Genomic DNA, 17,040 nt, shown 5'->3' on the forward strand with positions numbered 1-17,040 from the left:
TTAGGCGCATCCAACCTGACAGGAATTACGAACCCGCCTCATCGAGGCGGGTTTTTTGTGGCAGCTTCGCAAACTGTCCGGGCTGCCCGCTCTGTTTTGCGGCGGCTGCGGTCATCAGCTCTGACGGGTTCAGCATGGAGGCATTCCACAGCCCGATATAATCGAGCGCTTCCTTCGTCTTGTGGTCGCGGGAATAGGTGATCGCCCGTTTGCAGCCATGAACGGCCATCGGGGCTTTGGTCGCGATATCCCGGGCCATGTCTTGTGCGGCGCTGATCACATCCTCGTGTGTCTCATGGACATGATTGACGAGGCCGTAGCGCAAGGCTTCCTCGGCGCCCATCTCGCGGCCCGTATAGGCAAGCTCGCGCACCAGCCCTTCGGGCAGATGGTTGAGAAGGCGCGGGAAGGTGCCGACATCGGCCGTCATGCCGATATGGATCTCATAGACAGAGAAGGCTGCATCCTTCGTGGCCAGCCGGATGTCGCAGGCCGTGATCATGTCGACCCCGGCGCCAAGGCATTTGCCGTGAATGGCAGCAATCACCGGCACGCGCGCTTCTTCGAGGACGGTGAACGTCCTCTGCATACGGCCGACTTTCTCGATGAAGTCGAGCGGGGCGGCAGCGCCCAGTTTCGAGCGGTCGCCTGCGACCCCGGCAAAGGCGGAAAGGTCGATCCCGGCACAAAAGAGCGGACCGTTGGCGGCAATCACGATGGCGCGGATGTCGCCGGACTTATCAAGCTCCTCGATCGCGGCAGGGAAATCCTCCCAGAAGGGAAGGGCGAGGGCGTTGCGCTTCTCGGCGCGGTCAAGCGTGAGCGTGGCGACCGGGCCGTCCGTCTCAATCGTGAATTGCTGCGTCATGTTCTGCTTCTGCCTCGCGGTCCCATTGTTCGATCACCGCAGGGTAATCGTTCCGGTCCGAAGCGTCGATGCGACGGATCTGTTTGACCGTCCACTCATCCCGAGAAGGCAGCTCAAACATAGTGTCACCATCGATATCGGCCTCGATCTGCGTCACATAAAGCCGCTCGGCGCGGGGGAGGGCGAGGGCGTAGATGGCAGCCCCCCCGATGACGCAGATTTCTTCCGCCGCGCCGGCGAGCAGGATTGCTTCATCGAGGCTGTTTGCGAGCAGCACGCCTTCGGGCAGGTCGGGCCTGCCGCGCGAGATCACGATATTGAGCCGACCGGGCAAAGGCCGCCCAAGGCTGTCCCAGGTCGTCCGTCCCATGATGATGGGTTTGCCGGTCGTAATTTCCTTGAACCATTTAAGATCGTCCCGCATCCGCCAGGGAAGATCGCCTTCGCGCCCGATGACACCATTGCGGGCAATTGCCACGACGAGGCTGAGGATCGGCTCTGGAGAAATGGCCGGGATCACACGGCCACCGGGGCCTTGATGGCCGGGTGCGGATCATATCCCGTGACCTTGATGTCGTCATAGGTCCAGCCGAAAATGTCGGTGATCTCCGGGTTCAGCTCGAGCTGCGGCAGTGCGCGCGGGGTGCGTGAGAGCTGCTCTTTCGCCTGCTCGATATGATTGAGATAGAGATGCGCATCCCCAAAGGAATGGACGAAATCGCCGGGCTCCAGCCCGCAGGATTGCGCCATCATATGGGTGAGAAGCGCGTAGGACGCGATATTGAACGGCACGCCGAGGAAGATATCCGCCGACCGCTGATAAAGCTGGCAAGAAAGCTTGCCGTCCGCGACATAGAACTGAAAGAGGCAGTGGCAGGGGGCGAGTGCCATCTGGTCCAGCTGTCCGGGGTTCCATGCGGAGACAACTAGCCGCCGCGAATTGGGATTGGTGCGGATTTCATTCTGCACCCACGCGATCTGATCGACCGTGCCGCCATCCGGCTTTGGCCATGACCGCCATTGCTGTCCGTAGACAGGCCCGAGATCGCCATTCTCATCCGCCCACTCATCCCAGATCGAGACCTTGTTCTCGGTGAGATAGCCGATATTCGTATCGCCCTTCAGGAACCATAAAAGTTCGTGCACGATGGATCGGATATGGCACTTCTTGGTGGTGACCAGCGGGAACCCCTCTGAGAGGTCAAAGCGCATCTGATGGCCGAAGACGCCGCGCGTCCCCGTGCCGGTGCGGTCGCCGCGTTCCACCCCGTCGTGAAGCGCGCGGGCGAGAAGATCGAGATAGGCTTGCATGCCCCCAATGTGGCGAAGGCCAGCGCGATTCGAAAGGGGGCATTGCGCCAGATTGACTTCATTCCGGCCAAGGCAGCATGATCGGCCCGAGGGGACATGGGCCATGCGCGCGATATTCGTATTTCTGCTGATCAGCGCAGGCATTGTGGCGCTTGCCTTCAATGCCCCCGTCCGCGGATTTGCGGCGGCAACGGCGCTGATCACGCTGATCCTTTCCCTGCCGATGGACCTCAAGCGCCTTCGGATCGAGCGGCCCTTTTTCTATGGCGATGACGCGTTCGAGCTGGGGGCGATGGCGGCCTGGACGCTCGCTATCGGCAGCGGGATCGCGCGGGCGCTGGCTGTTGGCGCGGCGGCGCTTTTCACCTTCCCGGCTTTCCTCAGCGAGCCGCAGCTCAAAGTCGTCGGGCTGACCGTCGCCGATCTAGAGATGGAACGGATGAGCACGCTTTACGTCTTTCTGATCGTCCTCTTTCTGGCGGTTGTCTCAGGGATGCTGGTCAACCGGTTCACCCAAGGGCTCGGCTATCGCTGGTCGATGTTCCGCTTCATCTGGCTTTATTGCCTCCTCTTTTCCGTCGGCGCCTTTGCCGCACAAGCAATCTCGCCGGTCGAGCGGCCATCCGCTTTCGCGCTCGTCGATGTCATCCGCGATGCCGATGATGTGCGGAATGACGCGGTCTGTCCTGATCTTGAAGACGAGATGGCGGCGCTGGAGGCAAAAGAGATCAAGGGGCCGATTGACTGGCTTTTCGGGACGGGCGCGGATCGCCGCAAGAAAGAGCAGGCCCTGCGCCGGAACCATTGCGGCGTGACACTGGATGCGAGTTTCTCGAACATCATCTTGGCGGTCTCGACCATGGATGATTTCGTCGACGAGCTGACCCAAAGCGTCGTGGCCGGAACAACATCGACGATTGGGGCGGGGGAAGGGCCGGGACGGCTGTTCGCCGGGATATTCCTCTCCTCAAACCTCGTTCAGGGGTTTGTCATCGCCATCTATGCGAGCCTGATCCTGATGCTGGCCGCGCCTGTGCCGGGCCGTGAGCAGGATGGGGGACACGGTCCCTGGTATTGAGGGGACTAAACGGCTCCGCTCAGGGCCGGATGACAGGCTACGCTTTATCGTATAGCAATAATTTTTTCGGCGATAGAGGATCGGGCAGATGTCAAAATGGATGATTAGTGCGGGCGGTCTCGCGCTCGTTATGGCGCTTGCGGCCTGTGCTTCAGACGAGGGAGGCGCGCGGAGTGCAGACGCCGCCCAGTCGAGCGCGGCGGCGCCTGTCCTCAATGTCTCCTATGAGAAATTCGTCCTCGATAACGGACTGCAAGTGATCCTGCATCAGGACAGCTCCGATCCTGTCGTCGCCATCAATATCGCCGCCCATGTCGGCTCCTCCCGCGAACTGCCGGGCCGCACCGGCTTTGCGCATCTGTTCGAGCACCTCCTTTTCATGGACTCCGAGAATCTCGGCTATGGCGGGCTCGATGAGATGAACACCCGCATCGGCGGGACGACGGTCAACGGTTTTACGACCTCTGACATGACCCAGTATTACCAGGATGCCCCGGCCGACGGGCTCGAGAAGATCATCTGGGCCGAGGCCGAGAAGCTCGGCTTTTTCATCAAGACTGTCAGCGCCGATGTCCTCGCCAATGAAAAGCAGGTGGTGAAGAACGAGAAGCGGCAAAGTTATGACAACCAGCCTTACGGCTATATGTATCCGCTTTTCTCCGAACTTCTCTACCCGGAGGATCACCCCTATAGTTGGCCGGTCATCGGATCGCTTGAAGACCTTGATGCCGCAGCCCTCGAAGATGTCGTTGCCTTCTATAAGCGCTGGTATGTACCGAATAATGTGACGCTGACGATTGCCGGAGATATTGATCCCGCACAGGCGAAGATCTGGGTCGAGAAATACTTCGGTGATATTCCGCGCGGGGAAGATATCGCGCCCCTGCCGCCAAGAGCCGCGGAGCTCGAAGACACCGTCTCGCTCTATCACGAGGACCAGTTCGCGCGCGCGCCCCGGCTGGCGATGGCCTGGCCGTCGGTCGAGCAGTTCCATAAGGACGCATACGCGCTCGATATCCTCACCACCTATCTTGCCGAGGGCAAGAAGGCGCCGCTCAACATGGTGCTGATCGATGAGGAGAAACTCACCTCCGGTGTCACCATGTATAATTCGACCTCGGAGATTGCAGGGGAGCTCTATCTCATCGTCACGGCGCAGGAAGGCGGCGATCTTGATGAGCTGATGCCCGCGATTGAGGAAGGCTTCCGGCGCTTTGAGGAAAACGGGATCAGCGAAGACGATCTCAAGCGGATCAAGGCCGGTATCGAGGTCGAGTTCTATGGGAACCTGCAAAGCGTCGTCGGCAAGGCGATCAGCCTCAGCCAGTATAATCTGTTCACGGGCAATCCCGGTTTCGTCAGCACGGATATCGAACGCACGCTTGCCGTGACCGCCGATGATGTGATGCGGGTCTATGAGACCTATCTTAAGGACCGCAACTATGTCGCCCTGTCCTTCGTGCCGCAGGGCCAGCTTGACCTCGTGCTTGAGGGCGCGGGCAAAGCGGACATCAAGGAAGAGGTGATCGTTGAGGGGGAAGGCGCGCCGGTCGATTTCGATCCGACGGCCCGCACTTTCGAACCGACTCCGTCCGCCTTTGACCGATCGGTGGAGCCGCCCTTCGGTGAGCCCTATGATCTACCGAAACCTGAAATCTACAAGGCCAACCTGAAAAATGGCATTGCCGTCTATGGCATCACGACGAGCGAAGTGCCGGTCGTGCAATTCAGCCTACGGATTGATGCCGGGCAGGACCGTGCCGATATCGAGAAGGTCGGGGTGCCGGCCTTAACGGCGGATCTCCTCACGCGCGGGACGGCGAACAAAACCGTCGCGGAGCTTGAAGAGGCCCTTCAATTGCTCGGGGCAGAGATCAATATTTCGGCGGGCAGCACGGCGACCTTCATCAGCGGGACGACGTTGGCGCGGAATTTTGACGAGACGGTTGCTCTGCTTGAGGAAATGCTGCTCGAGCCGCGCTGGGACGAGGAAGAGTTCGATCTTCTCAAGCGCCGGGTGGCGCAGCAATTCGTCCTTGCCAAGGCCAATCCGAATGCGCTGGCCGGCCGGGTGTCACGCGAGCTTTTCTATGGGGAGGATCACATCTTCCACTATGACAGCTACGGCACCGAGGCGCAGCTTGAGACCATCACGATGGAGGACCTCAAGGACTTCCATGCGGCGGCCTACAAGCCGGGCCGTGCGGCTCTGCGGGTCGTGGGCGATGTTAAATTGGTAGACGTCAAAGCCGCTTTCGCGCCGCTTGCCGCGGACTGGAAAGGCGAGGCGCCTGAAACGGACGCTCCGGCCCAGCCGCAAGATGTGAGCGAGGCGGCTCTATATTTCTATGATGTGCCGGGCGCGAAGCAATCGGTCATCAGGGCGCAGCGGCCCTCCCTGAGCGCGGTTGATGCGGATTATCCACTGGCGCAGGCGATCAATTATTATCTCGGCGGCACCTTCACCTCCGATCTCAATAATGAGCTGCGGGTGAACAAGGGTTACACCTATGGGGCCCGCTCTTTCTTCTCCGGCACGGAGGATCGCGGGTTCTATACCGTCTCCACCAGTGTGCGGACGAATGTAACCCTCGAGTCGCTTGAGCTGATCCGGGATCTGCTCGCCAGCTATGGCGAGAGTTTCGATGAGGACCGGCTGCAGGAAATGAAAGAAGCGCTGCTGCGTCAGCAGGCGCTTCAGACCGAAACACTGGGCGAGAAGCTCGGCGTACTCTCCGAGATCAGCACTTATGGCTATCCGGAAGATTATCAGGCGCAGAACGCAGCCCGGCTAGAGGCGGTGGATCTTGCGGAATTCCGCCGTCTTGCGACCACCTATATTCTTCCGGGCGCGATGAATTATGTCGTGGTCGGAGATGCCGAAACCCAAGCCGGGCGCCTCGGCGACCTTGGCTTCGGTGAGCCGGTGATGGTCGATCCTGTCGAGTAGGACTATTCGTCAGACGGTGGTTGGCAGGTCTCAAGTGCGGGATCGACCAGCGCTTTCTGCCAGTTTTTCGCCGAGGTCAGTTGTGCTTTGGTGAACCCACGGGCCCCGCGGAAATCAGCGCCGTGAATATTAGCTCCGTGAAAGTTTGTATCGATTAGGTCGGCGCCTCTTAGGTCCGCGCCGCTTAGGTCCGCGCCTCTTAGGTCCGCGAATCTCAGGTCGGCGTGATTCAGGTTTGCATCTATTAGATCCGTGGCCATCATATCCGCGTGATGCAGGACTGCGTTTGTTAGAACCGCGAGACTCAGGTGCGCGGTACTTAGACCCGCGTGAGGCAAGACCGCGTCTATCAGGCTTGCTTCCATCAGATTCGCGGCCCCCAGCTGCGCTCCTTTCAAGTTCGAGCGTGTCAGGTCTGCCTCGGTTAGGGACGCCCCTGTAAAGTTTGCGTGGCTAAAATTTGAATCTCTCAGATCTGCGCCGTATAAGTTTAAGGCCTCCAGATTACCATTACTAAGGTTTATTCCATCCAGTCGAGCACTACTGGTGCCAGATCGATCACCAGTCAGATAAAGGCGATCGAGAAGTTGCCGCGATGTGTAATCAACCGCGTCATCCGGTAAAGGAGAAATCGGCTCCGCATCGTTATTTTTCTGCATCAAGACGAAACTGACCAAGCTTAAGGCCTGAAGCAGGGTGCCTTCCGCATGACGTTGCCGGGTTTCCGCTGCCCGCCAAGTCTCCTTATCGCCGATTTTGACCGGCATGCCCTCCTTCACGGTGACCCTCATGGCATGGGCTAGCGCTTCGCGGAGATTGTCGAGTTCATCAACGGAACGCAGCATCATCTCACCTTCGATGAAGCCAGCGATTTCTTCTGTCAGAGCCGCGTCGCCTGTCAGCGACAACCACTCCTGAAGTTTCTGACTGGTACGGATTTTTCTGAAAGTTGAGAGTGTATTGGGGTCCTTCAGGAAACGGGTGATGCATCTTGCGGCGAGGTATTCACCAAAAGTCTTATGGCTAAACTCAAAACCCTTGTTCTGCGCGGATGAGTTCCTGAAAAAGAAGCTCAGTGCCAGTGTCGAGAAGCCCTCCGTCGAAGGCTCAAGGCTGTTCGGGCCTGCCATTTCATTGAGAAATTTTTCCCAGATCGCTTCAGCATCCTGATTCTCGATTGCGCTTAAGAAGCCGTTGTAATCAGCAGACCGTGGATCACCGCTCCGCCACGCAGCGAGGGCAATAAATTCAAGAACCTGTTCAAATTCATCTTGATTATCGAAAGCTAAAATAGGCCCCTTCTTACCTTCCCGCTCGCGCCGTTCCCAGACTTCATCAATCAAACTCTGATAGACAACATTTCGGTTCGTAATTTCCTTATCAAAGCTTTCCTTGGCGAGGCCCGTAAGGGCGAGGAGATAGCAGAGCAGTGGTTCAAATGTCAGTGTGCCGAGGCTTTGATCGCTGAGAACCGGCGGCGTTCTTGAGCGGAGTTTTTCGTTCTTGAGAGCCGTGACATATCTTGACCAGAATAGGCTGCGCTGATCGCTGTTATCAACCGGCTCTGCTGCTTCGAATTCCTCCAGGTTTTCATATCCGCAGACATGGTAAATTTGTGTGCGCGGCATTTCTCTGGCGAGGTAGTGACCTAACGCAGCCTGGATGATGGGATCGCGGCCCGAGACGATTGCCCGCGCCCGGATCTCACCTCCATCGTTCATCAATTTCATGAGTTTGTTGAGGCTGACCCAGAAAGACTCAGCGACTTCTTTCGCGCCGCCGCTTTGAGGAAATACCAGTTCATCCAAGCCGTCGAAAATCAGGACAAACGGCCTGCTAGCACTCGCATCGGCTAATGGGTGCGACTCGAAATGCCGCTTTTCATCGCAAAATCGTGTTTCTATCCTTGCTCTCAAATCGTCGGTGTCTTCAATGTGCTGAAGATCGACAAAGATCGGGCGATAATTCGCGTTCTTCGCAAGTTTGGCAGCGTACATTTTCGCGAAGGAAGATTTTCCACAACCCGGACCGCCCGAAAGCACGGCAACAGCGTGATCCTTGGAACACTGCGTCGAGAGCCACTTGTCCAAATCGTGCGCCAAGCTGACCAAGTACTCTGGTAGTGCGTCTTTCTTGTCGACCTTGGCTCGTCGGGCTCTTGTATCGATGTAGAGATCACTCAGTGTGACGCCGGTTTCCTCTTGTCCCCAAATTGGCTCTTTTTCAACCATGTCAATCAGATGTTGGCGGTAGGCGAACCAATCGTCTTCCAACTTGGCGGCCTCGAAGCCGCTGGCCGCGCGTTCGCGCAAGTCACCAAACAAATCACCACCATCAGCCGTCAGAAAGTGGAGGGCAGTCGACATGACGCCATGCAATTGTCCGTAGGCATCGGATGGAATATTCTTCTCGCCGTCAATCGCCGCGAAAAACCCATCCCGCAAGAGATTATATAGAGGGGTATCAGCTGGCTTCTCAAAAAATTTCGGTGTCAGGAAGAAATCCTGCGTGCGAAGTTCTTCGACCGCAGTTTCCATGGACGCAATCGCCGCGTCATGTTTGTTTGTGTGTTCATCGCCGGGGAACACCTGATCTACGGCGTGCGAAAAGCAGAGTCCGACCAAGTACCAAGCTCGGCTCCCCGGCGGTTCCTCCAGAACAACTGTTTTGCGAAGTGATTTGATGAACGTCGCCAGGGCGCGCGGAGATGTCGCCCCGCTCATTGCTGTGATCGCGCCGACCGCACTCGCGTCTACGGATGAGTCGAACAATGCTCCCCAGTTGATTTCGATCGATTTCTGCGGCGGTAAAATCTGGATACCGACTGACATAGACGCTCCTTCAATTGAGCATTATGCCTATTTCTCCCGGTGATATAAGTGAACCCAAATCTACACCTTTACGGCGAAATTGAATTGTCACCTCAGGCAGCCTTGTCGGTGTCCTCTTTTTCGTCCTTGGGGTCTTTGACCTCTTTGACTTCTTTTGCGTCCTTGCCGTCTTCGGCGCGGTCGACCTTTTTGGACGGCCCCCGATAATTGGTGACGCCAACAGAGAGGGCATAACAGGCAAGGGCGACAGAAAGGGGGATGTGAACGTTTTCGCCGTCCCGCTCGCCCTTTTCATAATACTGGATCATCCGCCGTTTCAGCCCGAGGGCGTCCGCGGCGTCTTTCTGCGAGTATCCAAGTGACTTTCGCCACTTTTTGAAATCGTGAGGCTCCATCCGTTTTCCCACCGGTCGAGCTCCCCGCTATCGACTGTCCATGCCCGCTATATAAGGGATTTTTGTTGCAGACTCGTAACAGACAGGCGCGCGATGTGCGTATTTTTTCGACAGTTGTCGGTGCGTTACGGGCCGCGCGCTCTTCAAACCTTCACCCTTGGACGCTATATGTGTCCGTGATGCTTCGGTATCTATGGCGATAAATGGCGCTCGTAATAAGCGGCCCGGACCCGGGGGCGGTACCCGGCGGCTCCACCAGAGGCCTCACGACGATAAGTGGTGTGAGGATTGTGGCGGGGCCGAAATAGTATCGACGGACGTGTAAAGGTTCTGCTTTCGCTCGGATGGTCTCCGTTATTGGGCCACTTAGAATAGTTGCAAATGACAACTCTTCGGAAGGTTTCGCTCTCGCTGCGTAACGCAGTGCGAGAAAACCGCATTTAAGTCCCAGACCCATCCCGGTCTGGGCGGGGTCCCGGCGAACCTGGCAACAGAATCGCCGACTTTATCCCTCTCCAAAGCTTTCTCGCTGAGCTGCACTCGTATGCGGTGAAAGCTTGCGCGTTGGCGTCTCCTTTTTAGGGTGTCACCAAGGTGGGCTCACGGGGAGGGTGTCATGAAGTCAAAAAAACGAATTTGCGCGATCTTGCTTGCCGCGACGGCGTTCGGTGTGGCGCAGGCGCAGGAGGAGCCGGTCGAACCGGTTGAGCCGTCAGAATTCCCGCCGCTTTATGAAGATCTCGAGCGCGAGGAAATCGAGCGGAATATTCCGATCCCGGAGCGGATCGAAGAAGAGGATACAGGCTCTGAGAATGCCGAGGCAATGGAGCTTGAGCTTGATCTCTCACCCGATCCAGCACTGATGTCGTTCGCCGCCCTGCTGGAGGAGGGCAAGGCGGAAATCGTCCTTGAGGGGACAAAGACGCAAAGTGAGGCGATGCTACTGGCCGCAGAATACGGCATCGCGATGAGCCAGATGCCAGAGGCGTTGCAAATCCTCGGCACGCGGGCGCTTCTTTTTCAGAAATCAACAGGCCGGGTTCTGGCCGCCATCCGGCTGCCCGATGGGGTGCGCCGGAACAAGGAGAAGGTGAATCCTGAAATCCGCATGTTCGGCCGGGAGAATGGCCAGATCGCTATCGAGTATCGCGGGTGGCATACGGATAAATATGAATTCGAAAAATGCACCATCATCTTTGAATATCAGGTGAATGTCGTTGACCGGAACCTTGCGTCAAAGAAAACCTTCGGGCGCATCCAGCGGCCTTATGAATATATCAAGGTGCTCTCCCAGCCGGTTGACGGCACGAACGGACTATATGTCCTCGTGATCCCCACGGTTGAGGTGAACAAGAAAAAGATCGGCCAGCCTTTCACCGAAACGCATCTGGCGATTACGCAAAGCCGGAAAGGCGCCAATCCCGCAAAGACGATCGACATGCCTAAGGTCGAACGGTGGCTGGTCGTGGAGCATGAGCTTGTCCATGCCGAGCAGATCTATCGCGCCTATACGCAGACCGTCCGTAAGCTGGTGAGTGATAACAAGCTCTGTAATCCAACTAAACCGATCGCGCGGCACAGGGCGATCCTGCAGAAAACCTTCACCGCCAATTGGATAAAAATGACAGCATCCGGTCATGGCGGCAGTCATGAGCAGGGCACCTATCCGAACACGCCGGCTGAAACGGAAGCCCGTGAAGTGATGTGGCGGCTATGGGATGCGCGTAACCCGTGAGCGGGGGATGATCAGCTTGCGGAGGGGCTTTTAAAGGCTGCAAGCCTCTTCTCCAGCCTTGCACGCACGCCCGGCCATTCGTGCGGCAGCATCGAGAAAAAGACGCTGTCCCGCCGCTCGCCCGTCCACGTCATAACATGGCTGCGCAGGACGCCTTCGCGGGCGAGCCCCAGCTTGGTCATCGCACGCTGGGAGCGGAAATTCTTGGCGCCTGTTTTCAATTCGATCCGGGCCGCACCCGCTTCAATCGCGCGGGTGAAAAGGAGGAGCTTTGCGGCCGGGTTGATCGCCGTGCCGCGCGCGGCGGCGGTGTAATAGGTCCAGCCGACTTCGACGCGGTCCTGGGACGGCGCGATTGCAAGAAAAGAGCTGTGGCCGACGCAATCGGACGTCGCTTTGTCAAAGACCGCATGGCCGATCAGGCTGCCCGCGGCCTGGTCGGCAAGTCGCCGGTCGAACCAGCCATCAAAATGGGGGCCGTCCCCGCGCTCTGACATCAGCGCCCAGATTTCGGGGTCATCCGACGCCGCGCGAAGAATGTCGCGATGGCTTTCGGTCAACGGCTCCAGCCGGACAAAGTCATTTTCAAGAAGCTTCGGCGTCAGCTCCATGGAAATTACTCGGCGTTAGCAGTGCCGGCAGTCTCGTCGGTCAGGGTTTTGAGATATTCGATCAGCGCCTTGCGCTTTTCAGGATCGCTCTGGCCGCGATAGGCCATGCGCCCGCCGCGAACATATTTGGCCGGGTTCTCAAGATAGGGATCGAGCGTTTCCTCGGTCCAAACGATGCCCGAATTCTGCATGGCCTTCGAATAACGGAAATCCGCGTGCCGGGCGGCAGGCGAGCCGTAAACGCCATAAAGATTGGGGCCAATCCTGTGGCCCTTCGACGGATCTACCTGATGACAGATGCCGCATTCGCCAAAAAGGACGCGGCCTTCTGCGGCCTGCGCGCTCATCGACGGGGCGCTGGCGCCTCCTGCAGACATTACATTGGCGGACGGGGCCTCTGTCTCGCCGCCGCAAGCAGCAAGGATCAGGGCAAAAAGCGGTGTCAGCAGGACAAAACGCATGTTCATGCCCAGTCATCTGCCGCAAAATCGCTTGACCGTCGAGGCCGGAAGAGGCTCTTTCAGGACTTTGCTGCAGGCGCGAAAACGCCGCAAGGAGATGACACATGGTTGATCTCAAAGCCGCCGTCAGGGCGATCCCCGATTTTCCCAAACCCGGCATCGTCTTCCGGGATGTGACCACCCTGATGGGCGATCCGCTGGCCTTCAGCGAGACCATCGATCTGCTCTGCGATGCCTATAAGGCGCATGAGATCGATCAGATTGCCGGGATCGAGGCGCGCGGGTTCGTCTTTGGCGCCGCGCTCGCCCACCGGCTCGGCATCGGGTTCGTGCCGGTCCGCAAGAAGGGCAAGCTGCCGGGCGATACCTATTCGCAAACCTATGATCTTGAATATGGTCAGGACACGCTCGAAATGCACAAGGATGCACTGTCGCAGGGCCAGCGGGTGCTGATGATTGATGATCTGCTGGCAACCGGCGGGACGGCACTGGCCGCGCTTGATCTTGTCGAGAAGGCCGGCGGCAAGGTTGTCGGCGCGGCATTCGTTGTCGACCTCCCTGAGCTTGGCGGCAGGAAAAAGCTGGAAGCGCGGGGGCTTGATGTTCTGACGCTGATCGAATTCGAAGGACACTGAGCATGTTGCATTGGCTCACTGACACGCATTTCAAGGGGGATCCCAGTGACAGGCCGGGCCCCGTCAGCCCCGAAGTGGCGGCGGCGGCCCTCCTGATCGAGGCGGCACACAGGGACAGCAATTACACCGAGATCGAACGCGACCTTGCGACCAGCGCGATCATGAAAATGTTCCGCAAGGACAATGCGGAGGCCGTGGCGCTCCGGCGCGAAGCCGAGGCGGCGCAGGCGAGTGCGCCCTATATGATGCGGTATATGACGGCGGCGCGTGATCTTGATCCGGATACGAAAGAGAAATTCATTACCCAGCTTTGGTGCGTTATTGATTCGGACCGGGAAGAAACGGTAGCCGAAAGCATGCTGGTCAGCTCCGTGATCGATGTGCTGGGCATCTCGCGGGAGCGGGCAAGGAGCCTGCGCCCCGCACTGCCAAGAGGAGAGGGCTGATATGTCCGCGCAAACCAGATCCCGCCGCGTCACCTGCGCCGATATCATGAAGCGCAAGGGCGGTGAGCCGATTGTCTCCCTGACCGCCTATGATGCGCCCATGGCATCGATCCTTGATCCGCATTGCGATTTCCTGCTGGTCGGGGATTCGGTTGGCATGGTCGTGCACGGATTGCCAACGACCGTCGGGGTCACGCTCGACATGATGATCATGCACGGGCAGGCCGTGATGCGGGGCGCCAAGACGGCGCTGGTCGTCGTTGACCTCCCCTTTGGCTCATATGAAGCGGGGCCGCAGCAGGCATTTGAAAGCGCGTCGCGCGTGATGATGGAAACCGGCTGCGGCGCGGTGAAGATCGAGGCAGGTGTCTACACCGCCGATATCGTCCGCTTCCTGACCGATCGCGGGATTCCGGTCATGGCGCATGTGGGCCTGCGCCCGCAGGCGGTCAATGTGACCGGCGGGTTCAAGGCCAAGGGCCGCTCGAATGATGAAACCGATACTGTCCTTGCCGAGGCGGAGGCCGCCGAAAAGGCAGGCGCCTTTGCTATGGTCGTCGAAGGCGTCGATGAGGCGCTGGCAGGACAGGTCACAAACACGGTCAGTATCCCAACAATCGGGATCGGGGCGTCGGCCACCTGTGACGGGCAGATCCTCGTGACGCCCGACATGCTGGGGCTGTTCGACTGGACACCGAAATTTGTGCGGCGCTTCGGCAATGCCCGCGAGCGGATCGATGAGGCGATCGAAGCCTATGCCGCGGCTGTCCGTAACCGGACCTTCCCCGGTGAAGCGGAAGTCTATCGGGTGAAGAAGGACTGAAGCGGACTTACGAGTCCTTCCGCGCAAGCTCCCGATAGGCGTTGATGATGGCGCTTGCCGCGCGTTCGACATCGCCTTTCGTCGTCGAATGATCGGCAACCGAGCAGCGCATGATGCGCTGGCCCTGCCAGTCGGCGGCCTGGACCCACGCTTCGCCACTTTGGCGGACGGCAAGGGCGACATCATCGGGGGAAGCGCCTTCGAAAGAGAAGACCGCCTGATTGAAGACAACATCATTGAGGCAGGTGATACCGTCCTCCGCTGTCAGCAGTTCAGCCATCAATTTCGTGTTGGCACAGAGTTTTTCAATGGCGTCCGCAACGCCATGCCGCCCGAGCTTTCGGATCGTCGCGTAAATCGCCGTGCCCCGTGCCCGGCGGGAGAGTTCGGGGACGAAATGCGAGGGATCGCGCGCGCCTTCCTGCTGCGGCAGGTAGGAGGCGGCAAGCGACATGGTGCCGGCATGGGCGTCCCTGTCTCTGACAATCGCAAAAGCGCCGTCATAGGGCGTGTTGAGAAGCTTGTGCGCATCGACCGACCAGCTGTCGGCGAGCTCAACGCCGTTCGTCAGATGACGAAGTGCCGGGCTTGCCTGTGCCCAGAGGCCGAAGGCGCCATCGATATGAACCCAGGCGCCATGCTCCTTGGCGAGGGCGCAAATCTCAGGGAAGGGATCAAAGGCAGAGGTGTTGATATGGCCTGCCTGTGCGCAGATCAGGATCGGCCCTTCAAGCCCCGCCAGTATCTCAGCGAGGGCATCGGCGCGGATCGCGCCATCCTCCGTCAACGGTACGATATGCCGCCGCGCGGCACCGAACCCGGCCATGCGCAGGGCAAGGAGCATTGTGGGGTGCGCATCCCCTGTGACGACATGGATTTCGGGTGCACCGAAGAGGCCCTGCGCCTCGACATCCCAGCCCTCGCGACGGAGGAGGGCGTGACGCGCAGCGCAGGCGCCGACGAAATTCCCCATGGTCGCGCCGGTGACGATGCCGACGCTGGCCTCGCGCGGCAGATCCATGAGGTCGAGCGCCCATTCACCGGCGAGCCTGTCGACGGCGCAGCCGAAAGGCGCGGCAAGCGGCGTACCCGGCGCATCGTCCCAGGCAGATGAGAGCCAGTCGGCGGCCACCCCCGCCGGGTGAATGCCGCCCATGACAAAGCCGAAGAACCGCCCGCCTGCCTGACGGGGGATGCCGCCCTTCGCCGCCGCGATCAGCTCCGCGATCACGTCTTCGTCCGGGAGCCCCGTATCCGGCAGGTCGGTGACGAGCCGCGAGCGGGCCGTCGCCTGATCGATCTCGGCATCGGCAGGGCTGTCCCGCAGCTCTTCGAGAAAGCGTAAGCTCTCCTGATGGGCAAGATTGAGCGCCGCTTTGTAATCGTTCATGCGAAGGTCCCTCCGGGCCACATGATAGCCCAAAGCGGGCTAGAAATGCACAGCGGGATTTGCCTCAGGCGCTATAGGAAAACTATTCGGAGAACAGCTCCAGCGCGGCAGCGATCATCGCCTCGGTGCCGGCCCGCAGCGTGGGTTCGGGATCGGGCGCGAACTTTGCCGAGTGAAGCCCCGGCAGCTTCGTTGCGTCCCCGCCTGCGGCTTCCCACGCATCGGCCTTGACCGCGCCGAGGCGGAAGAGGGTCGCTTCGACCTCGCGATCATAGCGGTGATATTGCGAGAAATCCTCGCCGCCCATGACGGGGGTTACTTCATACATGCCGTCTGCGCCAAAGCGTTCCGTAAAGAGAGATTTGAGCCGGCTCGTCTGTTCGGGTGTGTTGTAGAGCGCGGGGGTATATTCGTCCTTCACCTCGACCTTGGGCAGTTGCTCCTTCGCAAGACCGGCGGAGAGGGCCTGTGCATAGGCGATGCGGCGAATGCCCTTGAGCAAGTGATCGCGGGTTTCGTCCGAATAGGAACGAACGGTCAATTGCAGCTTTGCCTCATTCGGGATGATGTTGTGCTTGGCCCCGGCATGAAAGCTGCCGACCGTGACGACGGCGGCCGTCTGGGGGTTGGTCTCCCGGCTGACAAGGGTCTGGAGGGCATCGACGATGCGGGCGGCAATGACGATGGGGTCAACCGTCGTATGCGGATAGGCGCCATGCCCGCCGCTGCCATAAACGGTGATGTCGACTGAATCGACATTGGCCATGACAAAGCCTTCGCCGACACCGATCGTCCCGGCCAGCGCATTGGCGGCATCATGCAGGGCGATGGCGTGATCGGGAGTGGGGAAGCGCTCATAAAGCCCATCGGCCAGCATGGCGCGGGCGCCTTGCCCGACTTCCTCGGCGGGCTGGGCGATCATCATCAGCGTGCCGGCCCATTCATCCTTGTGCCCGGCAAGATAGCGCGCGGTGCCGACCCATGTCGTCATGTGCACGTCATGCCCGCAGGCATGCATGACGCCGGTGGTGACGCCATTGGCTAGCGTGGCGGTCTTTTTACTGGCATAGGGGAGGCCGGTTTCCTCCGTCACCGGAAGGCCGTCCATATCCGCGCGGATCAGGACGACCGGTCCCTCACCATTTTTGAGCATCCCGACAACGCCCGTGCCGCCGACGCCTTCGGTCACCTCAAAGCCCAGCTCACGCAGCTCGGCGGCCATGCGGGCTGCGGTCTCGGTCTCTTCGTTCGAGAGCTCAGGGTTCGCGTGAAGATGCTTATAAAGCTCGATCAGGTCCGGCAGGTCGGCATCGACCGCGTCGGAGACCGGATCGGCAAAGGCGGGCGTTGCGATAAGAAGAAGGCCAGCGGCAAGGCTGTGGCGGATGGACATGGCAGAAGAACCCCAATTTTGTGCTTTGGGCGGCATTGAGCCCGCCACCGGGCGCCGCCGTCAAGTAAAGGGCTCATGGAGGGCATTCCCTTTGGCCCCGCGCGCCCCTAAAG

General features: G+C 59.3%; 15 protein-coding genes and 1 other RNA gene. 7 read left to right on the top strand and 9 right to left on the bottom strand.

What is annotated here, in order from left to right:
- Nucleotides 1-25 precede the first annotated feature (25 nt).
- Genes DX908_RS12165 through DX908_RS12175 form a run of 3 tightly spaced genes read right to left on the bottom strand, consistent with a single transcriptional unit; the run spans nt 26 to nt 2,179 of the window.
- Nucleotides 26-868, bottom strand: a complete 843-nt coding sequence (locus DX908_RS12165; RefSeq protein ID WP_116392586.1) for an enoyl-CoA hydratase-related protein — start codon at nt 866-868, stop codon at nt 26-28.
- Nucleotides 846-1,388, bottom strand: coding sequence for a dihydrofolate reductase (locus tag DX908_RS12170; RefSeq protein WP_233508689.1), 543 nt, complete (start codon nt 1,386-1,388; stop codon nt 846-848). Before DX908_RS12170 ends, DX908_RS12165 begins: the two co-directional genes overlap by 23 nt.
- Entirely contained in the window at nt 1,385-2,179 is a 795-nt protein-coding gene (locus DX908_RS12175; RefSeq protein WP_116393097.1) for a thymidylate synthase, read from the bottom strand. The genes DX908_RS12170 and DX908_RS12175 overlap by 4 nt, the downstream gene beginning before the upstream one ends.
- A gap of 103 nt (nt 2,180-2,282) precedes the next feature.
- On the opposite strand from DX908_RS12175, the gene DX908_RS12180 reads away from it, so the two are divergent.
- Entirely contained in the window at nt 2,283-3,257 is a 975-nt protein-coding gene (locus tag DX908_RS12180; RefSeq protein WP_116392587.1) for a hypothetical protein, read from the top strand.
- A gap of 88 nt (nt 3,258-3,345) precedes the next feature.
- Nucleotides 3,346-6,207, top strand: coding sequence for a M16 family metallopeptidase (locus DX908_RS12185; protein WP_199564700.1), 2,862 nt, complete (start codon nt 3,346-3,348; stop codon nt 6,205-6,207).
- Between the two features lie 2 nt (nt 6,208-6,209).
- On the opposite strand, the gene DX908_RS12190 is transcribed toward DX908_RS12185, so the two are convergent.
- On the bottom strand, nt 6,210-9,038 hold the full coding sequence (locus tag DX908_RS12190) for a pentapeptide repeat-containing protein (RefSeq protein ID WP_116392588.1): 2,829 nt from the start codon (nt 9,036-9,038) through the stop codon (nt 6,210-6,212).
- A gap of 92 nt (nt 9,039-9,130) precedes the next feature.
- Nucleotides 9,131-9,433: a helix-turn-helix domain-containing protein gene (locus DX908_RS12195; protein WP_116392589.1), complete on the bottom strand. Its 303-nt coding sequence runs from the start codon at nt 9,431-9,433 to the stop codon at nt 9,131-9,133.
- Nucleotides 9,434-9,571: 138 nt separating this feature from the next.
- Here DX908_RS12195 and ssrA point away from each other — a divergent pair.
- Together ssrA and DX908_RS12205 are read left to right on the top strand one after the other, a co-directional pair.
- Nucleotides 9,572-9,938: a transfer-messenger RNA gene (gene ssrA / locus DX908_RS12200) on the top strand.
- 111 nt (nt 9,939-10,049) lie between these two features.
- The gene (locus DX908_RS12205) at nt 10,050-11,168 is read left to right on the top strand and encodes a hypothetical protein (RefSeq protein ID WP_116392590.1); all 1,119 of its coding nucleotides are present in this window, start codon (nt 10,050-10,052) and stop codon (nt 11,166-11,168) included.
- Between the two features lie 11 nt (nt 11,169-11,179).
- Here DX908_RS12205 and DX908_RS12210 read toward each other — a convergent pair whose 3' ends face one another.
- Together DX908_RS12210 and DX908_RS12215 are read right to left on the bottom strand one after the other, a co-directional pair.
- A complete protein-coding gene (locus DX908_RS12210; protein ID WP_116392591.1) occupies nt 11,180-11,779 on the bottom strand; it encodes a GNAT family N-acetyltransferase in 600 nt (199 codons plus the stop codon).
- Nucleotides 11,780-11,784: 5 nt separating this feature from the next.
- Complete coding sequence (locus DX908_RS12215; RefSeq protein WP_116392592.1) at nt 11,785-12,246, bottom strand: c-type cytochrome; 462 nt, start codon at nt 12,244-12,246, stop codon at nt 11,785-11,787.
- A 98-nt stretch (nt 12,247-12,344) separates the two neighbouring features.
- Here DX908_RS12215 and DX908_RS12220 point away from each other — a divergent pair, with 98 nt between their 5' ends.
- The 3 genes from DX908_RS12220 to panB are packed head-to-tail and all read left to right on the top strand — an operon-like array spanning nt 12,345 to nt 14,144.
- Entirely contained in the window at nt 12,345-12,875 is a 531-nt protein-coding gene (locus DX908_RS12220; protein ID WP_116392593.1) for an adenine phosphoribosyltransferase, read from the top strand.
- A 2-nt stretch (nt 12,876-12,877) separates the two neighbouring features.
- The gene (locus DX908_RS12225; protein ID WP_116392594.1) at nt 12,878-13,321 is read left to right on the top strand and encodes a TerB family tellurite resistance protein; all 444 of its coding nucleotides are present in this window, start codon (nt 12,878-12,880) and stop codon (nt 13,319-13,321) included.
- 1 nt (nt 13,322) lies between these two features.
- A complete protein-coding gene (panB, locus tag DX908_RS12230) occupies nt 13,323-14,144 on the top strand; it encodes a 3-methyl-2-oxobutanoate hydroxymethyltransferase (protein WP_116392595.1) in 822 nt (273 codons plus the stop codon).
- 7 nt (nt 14,145-14,151) lie between these two features.
- Here the strand turns inward: panB and DX908_RS12235 are convergent, their stop codons facing one another.
- Nucleotides 14,152-15,534, bottom strand: a complete 1,383-nt coding sequence (locus DX908_RS12235) for a pyridoxal phosphate-dependent decarboxylase family protein (RefSeq protein WP_116392596.1) — start codon at nt 15,532-15,534, stop codon at nt 14,152-14,154.
- Nucleotides 15,535-15,616: 82 nt separating this feature from the next.
- On the bottom strand, nt 15,617-16,927 hold the full coding sequence (locus DX908_RS12240; protein WP_116392597.1) for an amidohydrolase: 1,311 nt from the start codon (nt 16,925-16,927) through the stop codon (nt 15,617-15,619).
- Between the last annotated feature and the right edge of the window lie 113 nt (nt 16,928-17,040).

The organism is Parvularcula marina, assembly GCF_003399445.1.
GTDB classification, from domain to species: Bacteria; Pseudomonadota; Alphaproteobacteria; order Caulobacterales; family Parvularculaceae; genus Parvularcula; species Parvularcula marina.

Bases quoted from the DNA above. Each gene is read 5' to 3' on its own strand.
- DX908_RS12210 (WP_116392591.1), bottom strand. From the start codon at position 11,779: ATGGAGCTGACGCCGAAGCTTCTTGAAAATGACTTTGTCCGGCTGGAG.
- DX908_RS12195 (WP_116392589.1), bottom strand. From the start codon at position 9,433: ATGGAGCCTCACGATTTCAAAAAGTGGCGAAAGTCACTTGGATACTCG.
- DX908_RS12205 (WP_116392590.1), top strand. From the start codon at position 10,050: ATGAAGTCAAAAAAACGAATTTGCGCGATCTTGCTTGCCGCGACGGCG.
- DX908_RS12175 (WP_116393097.1), bottom strand. From the start codon at position 2,179: ATGCAAGCCTATCTCGATCTTCTCGCCCGCGCGCTTCACGACGGGGTG.
- DX908_RS12235 (WP_116392596.1), bottom strand. From the start codon at position 15,534: ATGAACGATTACAAAGCGGCGCTCAATCTTGCCCATCAGGAGAGCTTA.
- DX908_RS12220 (WP_116392593.1), top strand. From the start codon at position 12,345: ATGGTTGATCTCAAAGCCGCCGTCAGGGCGATCCCCGATTTTCCCAAA.
- DX908_RS12185 (WP_199564700.1), top strand. From the start codon at position 3,346: ATGTCAAAATGGATGATTAGTGCGGGCGGTCTCGCGCTCGTTATGGCG.
- DX908_RS12190 (WP_116392588.1), bottom strand. From the start codon at position 9,038: ATGTCAGTCGGTATCCAGATTTTACCGCCGCAGAAATCGATCGAAATC.
- DX908_RS12180 (WP_116392587.1), top strand. From the start codon at position 2,283: ATGCGCGCGATATTCGTATTTCTGCTGATCAGCGCAGGCATTGTGGCG.
- DX908_RS12225 (WP_116392594.1), top strand. From the start codon at position 12,878: ATGTTGCATTGGCTCACTGACACGCATTTCAAGGGGGATCCCAGTGAC.
- DX908_RS12165 (WP_116392586.1), bottom strand. From the start codon at position 868: ATGACGCAGCAATTCACGATTGAGACGGACGGCCCGGTCGCCACGCTC.
- DX908_RS12240 (WP_116392597.1), bottom strand. From the start codon at position 16,927: ATGTCCATCCGCCACAGCCTTGCCGCTGGCCTTCTTCTTATCGCAACG.
- panB (WP_116392595.1), top strand. From the start codon at position 13,323: ATGTCCGCGCAAACCAGATCCCGCCGCGTCACCTGCGCCGATATCATG.
- DX908_RS12215 (WP_116392592.1), bottom strand. From the start codon at position 12,246: ATGAACATGCGTTTTGTCCTGCTGACACCGCTTTTTGCCCTGATCCTT.